This is a genomic window from Microbacterium sp. AC145, assembly GCF_979258505.1.
The window spans coordinates 1,339,955-1,352,071 of the sequence record NZ_OZ409859.1 but is presented as its reverse complement, the minus strand read 5'-3'; the positions used below and the strand labels follow the sequence as shown (position 1 = coordinate 1,352,071).

11 protein-coding genes are annotated in these 12,117 nt (G+C 67.1%); all 11 read right to left on the bottom strand.

The genetic code is table 11. The features are described 5' to 3' along the window. Positions 1-17: 17 nt before the first annotated feature. The 11 genes from ACZZZN_RS06635 to mltG all read right to left on the bottom strand — a co-directional run bounded on the left by ACZZZN_RS06635 (position 18) and on the right by mltG (position 12,000). Positions 18-485, bottom strand: coding sequence for a hypothetical protein (locus ACZZZN_RS06635; protein WP_463504386.1), 468 nt, complete (start codon positions 483-485; stop codon positions 18-20). A 118-nt stretch (positions 486-603) separates the two neighbouring features. Beyond that, complete coding sequence (locus tag ACZZZN_RS06630) at positions 604-2,181, bottom strand: Rieske 2Fe-2S domain-containing protein (protein WP_463504385.1); 1,578 nt, start codon at positions 2,179-2,181, stop codon at positions 604-606. 74 nt (positions 2,182-2,255) lie between these two features. After that, on the bottom strand, positions 2,256-5,546 hold the full coding sequence (locus ACZZZN_RS06625; protein WP_463504384.1) for a DEAD/DEAH box helicase: 3,291 nt from the start codon (positions 5,544-5,546) through the stop codon (positions 2,256-2,258). Positions 5,547-5,602: 56 nt separating this feature from the next. Continuing rightward, on the bottom strand, positions 5,603-6,013 hold the full coding sequence (nusB, locus tag ACZZZN_RS06620; RefSeq protein ID WP_463504383.1) for a transcription antitermination factor NusB: 411 nt from the start codon (positions 6,011-6,013) through the stop codon (positions 5,603-5,605). A gap of 3 nt (positions 6,014-6,016) precedes the next feature. Next, on the bottom strand, positions 6,017-6,577 hold the full coding sequence (efp, locus tag ACZZZN_RS06615) for an elongation factor P (protein WP_463504382.1): 561 nt from the start codon (positions 6,575-6,577) through the stop codon (positions 6,017-6,019). Positions 6,578-6,650: 73 nt separating this feature from the next. Next, positions 6,651-7,088 carry a type II 3-dehydroquinate dehydratase gene (aroQ, locus tag ACZZZN_RS06610; protein ID WP_463504381.1) on the bottom strand — a complete coding sequence of 146 codons (438 nt, stop codon included), beginning with the start codon at positions 7,086-7,088 and terminating at the stop codon, positions 6,651-6,653. After that, positions 7,085-8,173 (bottom strand): 3-dehydroquinate synthase, encoded by a 1,089-nt coding sequence (gene aroB, locus ACZZZN_RS06605; protein ID WP_463504380.1) that lies wholly within the window; start codon positions 8,171-8,173, stop codon positions 7,085-7,087. The genes aroQ and aroB overlap by 4 nt, the downstream gene beginning before the upstream one ends. Next, positions 8,170-8,688, bottom strand: a complete 519-nt coding sequence (locus ACZZZN_RS06600) for a shikimate kinase (RefSeq protein ID WP_463504379.1) — start codon at positions 8,686-8,688, stop codon at positions 8,170-8,172. The genes aroB and ACZZZN_RS06600 overlap by 4 nt, the downstream gene beginning before the upstream one ends. Beyond that, on the bottom strand, positions 8,672-9,901 hold the full coding sequence (gene aroC / locus ACZZZN_RS06595; RefSeq protein WP_463504378.1) for a chorismate synthase: 1,230 nt from the start codon (positions 9,899-9,901) through the stop codon (positions 8,672-8,674). Before aroC ends, ACZZZN_RS06600 begins: the two co-directional genes overlap by 17 nt. Positions 9,902-9,949: 48 nt before the next feature. Further along, entirely contained in the window at positions 9,950-10,768 is an 819-nt protein-coding gene (locus tag ACZZZN_RS06590) for a shikimate dehydrogenase (protein WP_463504377.1), read from the bottom strand. After that, positions 10,765-12,000, bottom strand: coding sequence for an endolytic transglycosylase MltG (gene mltG / locus ACZZZN_RS06585; RefSeq protein WP_463504376.1), 1,236 nt, complete (start codon positions 11,998-12,000; stop codon positions 10,765-10,767). Before mltG ends, ACZZZN_RS06590 begins: the two co-directional genes overlap by 4 nt. Positions 12,001-12,117 lie beyond the last annotated feature (117 nt).

Genomic DNA, 12,117 nt, shown 5'->3' with positions numbered 1-12,117 from the left:
ACCAGTCTAGCGCGACCTCATCGCCACCCGAGAACCTCGCGGACCACCGCCTGCGAGAACGGGGCGCCGTCATCGGGAACGCCGCGGAGGGACTCGTGCGAGACCATGGCACCTTCGGCGCCCGCCGCAGAGGTGATGCCCTCGAGCGCTGCGCGGATGCGCGGTCCTGCTGCCCGCGCGTACTCCGCATCACCGCGGCGGGAGACATGCGGGAACACCACGAGTTCGGCGACCCCGGTGGCTGCCCGGCGAGCCGCGACGACGACGAGCGTCGGCGGAATGGAGTGCTGGAGCGCGCGCGGAAGCGGGAACGGCAGCTCATCGGTCAGGAGCCCCTGCCAGAATCCGCGACGCGAACGTCTCTCGTCGCCGATCTCGAGGGTGGAGACCGTCCAGTCAGAACCCTGCTCACGGAGCACGTCATCGAAGCCGTCGCCGCGGGTCTCGAACCCCTGCTCCTGAAGGAACTCCGTGGCGATGTGCACCAATCGCGGAGCATCCGATCTCACGACCCATCGGGCGCCGCGGAACGGGCCCTCGAACCGCAGCCGCGAAGTTCGAGCATCCCGGCCCGATCCCTGCGGGTGCGAGCCGACGGGCACCTCAGCTGGCCTCGCGCAGAACGGCGTCCGTGACTTCGTCGATCTTCGTCGCACGGATCGGGTGCCCACTCGTCGACAGGCAGCGGCCGGACTTCAGATCCCACTTCCAGTCATGCATGCTGCAGGTCAGGATGCCGTTCTCATCGACGGTGCCGGTACGGGTGAGATCTGCGCGCAGATGGGGGCAGCGCCGCTGCACGATCCAGTCGCCGACCTCGGCGTCCTCCGTCTGATCGGTCTGCTCCTGGTACCAGTTCTCGACGTACTCGATGCGGTCGACCGACAGACACTTGAGGAAGGTCGTGAGGAACTCGTTGAATTTTCCGCTGCGTCCGACGCTGAACTGCATCGACAGGAAGATGGAGTTGGACCAGTCGATCTCGTGATCGCGGATGTTGGTGGAGACGAGCTCGGCGGGGATCGTGTACCAGTAGATGCACTCCTCCCCCGCATACTCGCGGACCTTTGCCCGGGGGAAGTCCACGACCATGTCGAGGTCGCCGATCTTGAAGCGCACGCATCCTCCGACGCCGAGTCGGATCGTGCGCGACTTCTTGAGCAGTGGTTCCCACCAGGTCTTGAGGGCCTCGAGCATCTCGGCCGCCGGAAGCACCTCGGCGCGAGCGGCCTCCTCGTCGCGGATCTCGTCCTGCCGGCTCGCGCGCTGCTCGTCGAGATAGTCCCACTTCTCGTCGAAGATGTGGGCGAGCTCTGCCTCGGAGTACAGCGATTGCTCGGTGGTGACCTCGCCGCCGTCGACCGTGACGACGGTGCCCGGAACGAAAAGGTGTCCGGCATACTGCGGCGACAGCTCCTTCATGTGCGCGAGGAACTGCTTCTGATCGGTGAAGATCGATTCGCCGTTGCGCCCGACGCCGTTGAAGTCGAACAGGTCGTCGCGGAGGAACATGGGCGGCCCTGCCATCGGGAAGACATGCGGGGCGTCGACCTTGTCGATGTAGTACATGGCGCGCTTGTTCTGCGCTTCACGCTTCAGACGCGCGAAGTTCTGCTTCGCATCGAGGGGGAGGTCGTAGACCATCGGCCACCAGATGGCGCCCGAGACCTGGGTGAAGTACGCGTCGGGCTTGCCGAAGTGCAGCAGGGTCTCGAGGTCGAGCGGGTGTGAGTCGTTCTGATTGAGCACCGATCCGGTCCCGTCGTCCACGCTGAGGGAGGAATCGCCGATGGGACCGTCGCTGGGGGCACGCAGCGGCGTGATCATGATCTTCAGGTCGCCGCGTTCGATGATCTGCCCCGCGGGTGCGTAGGTGATGTTCGTGTATCCGAGAGCGCGGATGTCCTGTTCGAGGTCATCGATCGGGTACTCGGGCAGGAGCACCTCGATGTCCTTGCGGATGTACCGCTCGAGCAGGGCGGGATCGAAGTGATCGCGGTGCCGGTGCGAGATGTACAGGAAGTCGGCGTCGCGCCCGAAGCGCTCCCAGTCGAGCCCGCGGTTGTCGGGAAAAGGGAACCACGAGCCGAAGAACGACGGCCCCAGAACCGGGTCGCAGATGATGTTCCCGCCGACCGTCTCGATGAACATCCCGGCGTGGCCGAGTCCGGTGATCCGCATGCAATCCTCCTGAGGTGAACCGTTCGATTCTACCGGCGGGCCCCTGTACGCCCGCGGTGACCGGCCGGGAGAAATCAGCTGCCGTCGAAGAGACCGCGGATGTCGTCGGCGGTGAGCGACTGCGCGAACAGCTGTTCGTCATCCATGACGGCGGTGAACAGGCGCGCCTTGCGGCGCTGCAGCTCGAGCACCTTCTCCTCGATCGTGCCCGTCGAGATCATGCGGTAGACGAACACCTGATTGGTCTGTCCGATGCGGTGCGTGCGATCGACTGCCTGGGCCTCGGCCGCAGGATTCCACCACGGATCGAGGAGGAAGACGTAATCGGCCTCGGTGAGGGTGAGACCGAAGCCGCCGGCCTTCAGGCTGATGAGGAACACCGGCTGCTCCCCCGCCCTGAACGAGTCCACGACGTCCTGGCGGCGCCGAGTCGATCCGTCGAGGTGGGCGTACGGGATCCCCGCCTCGTCGAGTCTGGCTGCGGCGAGATCGAGGAAGGAGGTGAACTGGCTGAAGACCAGCGCGCGATGCCCCTCCGCCTGCAGCTCGACCACGCGATCGAGCAGCGTGTCGAGTTTGCTCGAACCGATCTCCGCATCGTTCTCGTCGATCAGCTCCGGAGCGAGACTGAGCATTCGCAACAGGGTGAGCGATCGGAAGACGATGAAGCGATTGCGGTCGAGATCGTCGAGCAGCCCGAGAACCTTCTGCCGCTCGCGTTGGAGCACGACGTCGTAGAGCTCCCGATGCGCCGGACTGAGTTCGACCTCGAGAAGCTGTTCCTGCTTCGCCGGCAGGTCAGACGCGACGAGCTCCTTGGTGCGCCGCAGCATGAGCGGACGGATGCGACGGCGCAGCTGGGCGAGGCGCCGAGCACGATACTCGCCGCCCTCCTCGTTCTCGGGGACCTTGCCCTTCTCGATGGGCTGGACGTAGCGATCCCGGAACTTGCGGGCCGAGGGGAAGAGACCAGGGGCTGCGAGCTTCAGCAGCGACCACAGCTCCGTCAGGCTGTTCTCCATCGGCGTTCCGGTCACGGCATACGTCACGTCGGAGCGGAATGTCGAGATCGCGCGATGGAGCTTGGTCTTCGGGTTCTTGACGAATTGCGCCTCGTCGAGGATCAGTCCCGCCCATTCCACCTCGCGGAACTCGTCCTCGTCGAGTCTCGCGACCGTGTACGAGCTCACGACGACGTCTGCTGTCGCCGCGGCGGCACGCAGCCCCGTCGTTCGCGTCGAGCTCGTGGTCTCCACGACCGCGACCCGCAGCTCGGGAGTGAATCGTGCAGCCTCCGTCCGCCAGGTGCTGAGGACGGAGGTGGGAGCGAGCACGAGGAACGGACGCTCCTCCCCGCTCTCCCTCGCGTGCTGGATGAAAGTGAGCAGCTGCAGGGTCTTGCCGAGTCCCATGTCGTCGGCGAGGATTCCGCCGAGTCGATGCTTCCAGAGGAATGCGAGCCAGTCGAAGCCGGTCTTCTGATACGACCGCAGTTCGGCGCGCAGGCCGGCCGGCACCGGCGTGGCAGGTACGCCCTCGGCTCGACGCAGCCCCTCGGCCGTCGCTCTCCAGCTGACGGCAGGCTGGGCCTCATCGGCGAGATCCTCGAACTCCTCCCAGAGATCGACCTGGTAGCGGTTGATCCGTGGGCCGGTCTCCCACTCGTTGAGCTCCCCGGCCTCGTCGATGAGGTCGCGCAGGCGGTCGAGCGCGGGATGGCTGAGTGAGAAGTAGCCGCCGTCTGCGAGCAGCAGCTTCTTCTTCCCCTTGCTCAGCGCTGCGAACAGCGGGCCGAAGGGAATGCTGCGTCCGTCGATCGAGACGAGGATGCCGAGATCGAACCAGTCGGAATCCGTGGACTCCACCGTCGTGACTGTGACCTGCGGATCGCCCGTGAGCTCCCGATAGTCCTTGCGCTGACCCTGCGAGTCGATCTGCACTCCGCGATCCTGCAGCGCCGGCACGAGCTGCGCGACGAAGTCCGCCGCATCGATGTCGTGCAGCGATCCCGCGGGGCGGAACGTCGTGGCACGGTGCTCCTGCCAGACAGCCTCGATCTCGGCCCGTCGGTCAGCCTCGACGGCGGCATCCCGCACCGCGGAGGGGTTCCACGCGAAGGGTACGGTTCCGAAGCTGCCGTACGACCAGCGGAACTCGTAGCTCACGACGTCTCCGCGCTCGAAGACGACGGTGAGCACAGGTGAGGGTTCGGGCACCTCGGGGAGATCCACCGCTCCGACGGCGCGAACGGAAGCGCGTCGGGCGAGCAGCGGATAGGCGTCGTCGATGAACGCCTGTTCCTCGGTCGCCGGGACCAGCACCGGAGCCGAAGCAGCGAGAAGCGTGCGCGTCTGCTCGCTGAGCGGCGACTCGGCCAGCACGATCTCCATGCGATTGCCGGTGAGTCGCGCGGTGTAGAGACCGGTCCTGCCGATCGGATGCGCGTCTGCTGCCGCGACCGTGATGCCGTCCACCGTCACATCGGCCCCGACCGACAGCGATCCGTCGTCGGCTCGGGTGATCGCGGCAGCGACGGTCGCAGCGCCGGCCAGCCGCACCGAGGCGCTCTTCTGGCTCGGGACGAGCGGGATGCCGAGATCGGCGCCGCTTCGAAGATGACCCCAGAGCAGAGCAGACTCGATCTGGTCCACGACGAGCCATTCGCCTGCGTTGCCCGACAGGAGCGAGTCACGGGAGAGGCTCAGCAGATCGCCGAACCAGCGCGTCTGCGCACGACCGAACTGTGCGGCATCTCGGCGGACCGCATCCCACCCGGCGTGCCCCTGGATCCAGGAACCGGTCTGCGCGCTGCGCATGAGAGGGCGAACGGCGAGCAGTAGCTCACCAGAAGGCCGGGCCAGATCTCGGAGTGTGGCCGTGCGCATCGGGCGGGGCCCCCAGTGGCTCTCCGCCCGCGATTCGCGATGGCGGAGCTCGACGCCCAGAGCGAGCGGTTGGGCGTGGCGAACGACCTCCGGGTCGAGCAGTGTGCGCCAGGAGGTCGCTGCGGGCTTCTGCGGCGTCTTCGAGGGCTCGGGAGCGACCTCGAGTGCGGCAGCCTGCTGTGAGTACTCGTGGACGTTAGAGGCCAGCACGGTCGCGACGACGTGCTTGCATCCCGAACGCACCGGGCAGGAGCATCGCGTCGTTCGCATGCGGCGCCTGCCGTTGGACGAGATGAACGTGATCTCGGTGAGATAGGGCGTCTCCGGGCCGCCACGCACATGACCTTCGAGTTCGAGCAGATCCTCATGCCACACCACATCGAGCACGTTGCCCTCGCGGAAGTACGCAAGACCTCGCTTGTATCCACCGGCGTCGGTGATCTGCATGATCTCGCGGAGATCGACGTGCGGCGCGGACATGCCCTCATCCTTCCCGCGGGTACCGACATCGACGATGTCGGACCGCGGCTAAGCCCTCAGACGGCGCGGGCCACCCGTGCCAGAACGCCGTGCACGAACGCGCCGGAATCGTCGGTCGAGAACTCCTTGGCGAGCTCGACCGCCTCATCGATCGCGACGGCGGTCGGGATCTCGTCGTTGAACAGGATCTCCCAGACGCCGATACGCAGCAACGCGCGGTCGACCGCGGGCATCCGCTCGAGCTTCCAGTCGCGACTGTGGGTCGTGATCTGCTCATCGATCTCGTCGCGGTGGTCGATGATGCCGTCGACCACTTCGCGGGCGTAGAGCCAGGAAGCCTCCCGAGCAGGCTCGGAAGCCGCCCGCTTCGCCTCGGAGGCCAGCGCGACGCCGACCTCGTCGCCACGGACGTCGGCGGAGAACAGGATGTCTAGTGCGCGCTTGCGCGCCTTCGTACGGGCGCTCACGCCTTACTTCTCGCGACCGAGGTAGTCGCCGGTGCGCGTGTCGACCTTGACCTTGGTGCCGGTCTCGACGAAGAGCGGCACCTGGATCTCGTAGCCGGTCTCGAGCGTGGCGGGCTTCGTGCCAGCCGACGAACGATCGCCCTGCACGCCCGGCTCGGAGTAGGTGATCTCGAGGATCACGGACGCCGGAAGATCGATGTACAGCGGGTTGCCGTTGTTGAGCGCGATCGTGACCTGCTGGTTCTCGAGCAGGAAGTTCTTCGCGTCGCCGACGGTCGCGGCAGGGACCGTGATCTGGTCGTAGTCGGTCTGATCCATGAACACGTATCCGTCACCGTCGGTGTACAGGTACGTGTAGTCACGGCGGTCGACGTTCTCGATCTCGATCTTCGCACCGGCGTTGAACGTCTTGTCGACGACCTTGCCGCTCATGACGTTCTTGAGCTTGGTGCGCACGAAAGCACCACCCTTGCCGGGCTTGACGTGCTGGAACTCGACGACGCTCCAGAGCTGCTTCTCGATGCTGAGGACCACGCCGTTCTTGATGTCTGCGGTAGATGCCATGCGCTGGACTTTCCGTTTCTAGAGTCTGGGGGCCGTTCACGTCCCGGTGGACTGGGTGGGCCGAGAGTCGATTCTACGCGATGAGGGCGGTGAGCTGCCGCACAGCGCTCGCGTAGCCATCGACGCCCTCGCCGATCACGCGGACCGCGGCGACATCGTCCAGGTAGGAATGATGACGGAAAGCCTCCCGCGCATGGACGTCGGAGATGTGAACCTCTGCGAAGGGCAGGTTCACTCCGGTGAGCGCATCGCGCAGCGCGACGGAGGTGTGCGTGAGCCCCCCGGGATTGATCACGATGCCCACGCAGTCCTCGCGCGCGGCATGGATGGCATCGATCAGCACCCCCTCGTGGTTGCTCTGGATCGCCCGCAGGTCGAAGCCGGCCTCGTTCGCAGCCGCGCGCGTCAGAAGCTCGACATCCGCGAGCGTCGCGGTGCCGTACACGTCGGGCTCACGCGTACCGAGCAGGTTGAGGTTGGGTCCGTTGACCAGGAGCAGCCGCCTGGTCATGCGCCGATCTCCTGGTAGGCCGCGAAGAGCAGCGACTCATCGGGAGCCTGCAGCACCGTCGGCTTCGCGATGTCGTCGAGCAGGATGAACCGGAGCATTCCGCCGCGGCTCTTCTTGTCGCGCTGCATGGTCGCGAGCAGCTGCTGCCACGCGCCCGCGCGATAAGAGGTGGGAAGACCGAGTGATTCGAGAACCGTCCGATGCCGTTCGGCGGCGGAATCCGAGAGGCGTCCGGCGAGCCGCGAGAGCTCGGCCGCGTACAGCATCCCCACCGAGACCGCCGCGCCGTGACGCCAGCGATAGCGCTCCGAGTGCTCGATCGCGTGCCCGAGGGTGTGCCCGTAGTTGAGGATCTCCCGCTGTCCGGCTTCGCGGAAGTCGCTCGAGACCACCGTCGCCTTCATGTCGATCGCGAGCTCGATCGCCCGACGGAACTCCGCAGTCGACGTGTCGACCGCGCGAGCCGGGTCGGCCTCGACGATGTCGAGGATCTCCGGTGCCCAGATGAACCCGGCCTTCACCACCTCCGCGAAACCTGCCGTCGCCTCGTTCGGGCTGAGGCTCGCCAGCTCGTCGAGGTCGCCGATCACAGCGCGAGGCGCCCAGAACGCGCCGACGAGGTTCTTGCCCTCGGCCGTGTTGATGCCGGTCTTGCCGCCGACCGAGGCGTCGACGAGTCCGAGAACGGTGGTGGGCACGTGCACGACCTGTACGCCGCGAAGCCAGGTCGCGGCGACGAAGCCGGCGAGATCCGTGACCGCGCCGCCTCCGTATCCGACGACGGCATCCGTGCGGGTGAAGTCGGCCTGGCCCATGACCTGCCAGCAGAATGCCGCGACCTCGACCCGTTTTCCCTGCTCGGCATCCGGTACCTCGGCGAGCAGCACCTCACGGGGCCCCTCGCTGACATCGGCCAGCAGCCGGTCGCGCAGTTCTGCGGCGCGTGCGGCGAGCGTCGGCGGGTGCACGACGAGCACCTTCCGCACGCTCGGAGCCAGCGCCGCGGACACGCGGTCGAGGATGCCGCGGCCGATCGTGATGTCGTAGGGGGACTCCCCGGTGACCGTGATTGTCGTCGTACTCATCTCTGATCTCTCCTCCATGCCACGATGTCTTCGGCGATCCGCTGCATCGGCCGCCTGGACGTGTCGAACGTCACACTCGCGACCTCGTCGTACCAGGCTCGGCGCGCCTCGAAGATCTCCGTCCAGCGGGTCACCGGGTCCTCGCCCTCGAGCAACGGGCGCCCTCCGGTGGCGATCCGATCGGCGACCGCCGAGGGGCTCACCGTCAGGAACACGACAGGGTGCTCGCGAAGCAGACCACGGGTTGCGGCGTCGGTCACCGCGCCGCCCCCGAGCGAGATCACCCCACCCTCGGCGAGTGCAGTGGCCACCGCGGAGCGCTCCAAGGTGCGGAAATGCTGTTCTCCATGCGCCTCGAAGATCGACGGGATCGACCCGTGCTCCGCGACGACCCGCTTGTCCGTATCGACGAACGGCAGCGCGAGCGCACGTGCGACCCTCCGCCCGATGCTGGTCTTGCCGGACGCCATCGGGCCGACGAGCACCAGCGTCAGGGACTCAGTCGCGCTCGTCATGCGCGATGAGCGCGGCCTCGGACGCAGGCGTCGTCCGCAGCTCGGCGGGGATTCCCTCGAGGTATCCCTCGACGTTGCGCCGGGTCTCGCGGATGCTGTCACCACCGAACTTCTCGAGCACCGCGCGTGCGAGCTCGACAGCGACCATGGCCTCGGCCACGACTCCCGCCGCAGGCACCGCGCACACGTCCGACCGCTGGTGGTGCGCCGTGGCATCCTCACCGCTTGCGATGTCGATCGTGCGCAGCGCGTGCGGCACGGTGGCGATCGGCTTCATGCCGGCGCGGACGCGCAACACGGTTCCGGTCGACATGCCACCCTCGGTGCCTCCAGCACGGTCGGAGCCGCGGCTGATGCCGTCCGGAGTCGCGAACAGCTCGTCGTGAGCGGCAGAGCCGCGGCGCCGGGTGGTCTCGAAACCGTCTCCGACCTCGACGCCCTTGATCGCCTGGATGCTCATGAGGGCCTGCGCGAGACGGGCGTCGAGCCGACGGTCCCAGTGCACGTGCGAACCGAGTCCCGGCGGCAGACCGTACGCGAGCACCTCGACGATTCCGCCGAGGGTGTCGCCGTCCTTCTTGGCGTCATCGACCTCGGCGACCATGAGCGCCGAGGTGGTGGGGTCGAAGCAGCGCAGCGGATCGGCATCCAATGCCTCGACGTCGTCGGGCGTCGGGAGCGCGCTGCCCTCGGGAACCCGCACCGGACCGATGGAGAGCGTGTGGCTGACCAGGCGGATGCCGAGCTCGCCGAGGAACGAGCGGGCGATGGCGCCGAGCGCGACGCGAGCTGCGGTCTCACGGGCGCTCGCACGCTCGAGGATCGGACGCGCCTCGTCGAAGTCGTACTTCTGCATGCCCACGAGATCGGCATGGCCGGGCCGCGGCCGGGTGAGCGGCGCGCTGCGGCCCCTCGACTTGTCGGTGAGTTCGACGGGCTCGGGGTTCATGACCTCGATCCACTTCGGCCACTCGGTGTTGCCGATGCGCAGCGCGATCGGGCTGCCGAGCGTCTTGCCGTGGCGGACACCGCCCGAGATCGTGAGCTCATCCTGCTCGAACTTCATACGGGAGCCGCGACCGTAGCCGAGCTTGCGTCGAGCCAGATCGGCTTGGATGGCCTCGGACGACACCGGGACGCCGGAGGGCAGTCCCTCCATGACGGCAATGAGTTCTGGGCCGTGCGATTCGCCGGCCGTGAGCACGCGGAGCATTGCTCTAGTCTCCCATGCGTTTCGGACCCGCTCGTCCCTCGTGTCGCCCTACGACGACAGAACGGCGCGCATCGCAGTCACGACCGCGTCCTCATCGGGGAGACGACGCGAGGGATCACCGTCACGGAAGACCCGGATCTGGCGCACCGCCTGATGCAGAAGCATCCCGAGCCCGGAGATCGTCGGCCCGCCTGTCCAGCCCGTCGCCAACGCGGACGGCCACGGTGAGTAGGCGACATCGAAGAGGGTTCCGCCCGTCGCCGAGATCCTGGTGATCGCATCGGGATCGACCGCCGCGCCACCAGGGAGCGTCGCGACGGTCAGAGCGACCTGATCAGCGCCTTCCGCGAAGCCCCGCACCGAGACATCGACGCCGAGTCGAGCTCCGAGTGCGACCAGCGGAGCTGCACGATCCGGGCGCCGGGCGCGCACGTCGACCCTCGCCGCACCCATCTCCGATACGGCGACCAGCGCGGATGCGGCCGTGGCGCCGGCTCCGAGGATTCTGGCGCTGTCGATCCGGGTGAGGCCCTCGTCGTTCAAGGCGTCGACGATCCCCCCGACATCCGTGTTGTACCCATGCACAGTGTCGCCGAGGAGAAGCGTGTTGACAGCACCGGTGAGGTCGGCGTGAGTGTCGAGGGTGTCTGCGGCCCGACGCGCCGGCTCCTTCAGCGGCATCGTCAGCGACAGCCCCCTCCACGAGGCGTCCAGAGATCCGAGAGACGCTGCGAAGTCCGCCTCCCCCACCTGTCTGCGCGAATACTGCCAGTCGAGACCGAGCACCTCGTAGGCGGCGGTGTGCAGCTGAGGCGACCTCGAATGAGCGATCGGGTCACCCCAGACCGCCAGGCGACGCGCGGTCATCCGGCCGAGCATCCGCCGTCGGGGTTCTCCTCGCACCACTGGCCCCACTTCTCGACGCCCCGGAGGTGCTCCTCGTAGGTCTCGGAGAACTGAGTCTCTCCGGTCTCCAGGTTGACCGTGACGAAGTACAGCCACGGTCCGTCGGCGGGGTGCATCGCAGCGTCGATCGCCTTGTCGCTCGCACTGGCGATGGGGGTGATCGGCAGACCGGTGTGCACGTACGTGTTCCAGTCGTTCTGGTCTTCCAGCGCTTCCGCCGAACTCGAGACGACGCCTTCGTGCATCGACCCGTACCCGTACTGCGCGGTCGAGTCCATCTGGAGCTTCATGTCGATGTCGAGGCGGTTCTGGATCACGCGCGACACCTTCGGGAAGTCCGCGGTGAGTCCCTCGCGCTGGATGATCGACGCGATGGTGAGGATGCGCTGTGCATCCTCAGCAGGCACTCCGGCCTTGTCCAACGACTCGTGGGTGCGGTCGACCATTCGCTGGATGACCTGCTGCGCGGTGACTCCCGGGTCGAAGGTGTACAACGCGGGGAACAGCCATCCTTCGAGCGTCTGGGCGGTCACGCCGTAGACCGAGGGATCGGCCACTGCGGCCTCGAGATCTGCGAGCGGGATGCTCAGAGACTCGGCGATTGCGGGAAGAGTGGACTCGATCGTCGAGCCCTCCCCCACATTGGCCGAGTTCTCGAGCTTGTTCTCCGGATTCTGCAGCGCCTCGAGAGCGGCCTCTGCCGTCATCTTCTCCTGCAGGCGATAGTTGCCGGGGTAGAACGTCACGGCGATGCCCTCGTCGACGAGGTAGTCGTAGAACACCGTGTCGGTGCGCGTGACACCGGCTTCGTAGAGCGCGGTCGAGACCGGTGAGCCGGTGTCGCCCTCTTTCACCGTGACGAGCACCTCGCCGGTGGCGAGACCAGGCTCCCAATCGTCGGGCTCACCCCAACCGAGCGCGTCGCTGATCTTGTCGCCGTAGGTGTTCATCGCCCAGACTCCCGCGGCCGCGAGGCCTCCGAGGACTGCCAGGACGATGATCAGCGCCACGAGACACCCGGTGCGCCGCTTCTTCTTGGGCGGCTTGGAGACGCCGTCGTCTTCGGGGTGGCTGTGGAACAGATCTTCGAGCCGGCCACCCGCTCCGTCGCGCCCTGGAGCGGCGGATGGCGCTGATGAGCCGACCTCGGCCGATGCCGCGGTGGCCGCCGTGGCCGCGGCAGGAGTCGACACAGAAGGCGCCTGTCGACGGCCTGTCTGATCGGCGGTCACGAATTCTGGCGCAGCCTCGCCATGCTGAGGCCCGTCGGGCGCGGTCTGAGCTTCTCGGCCCGAGGGTGAGGCCTCTGA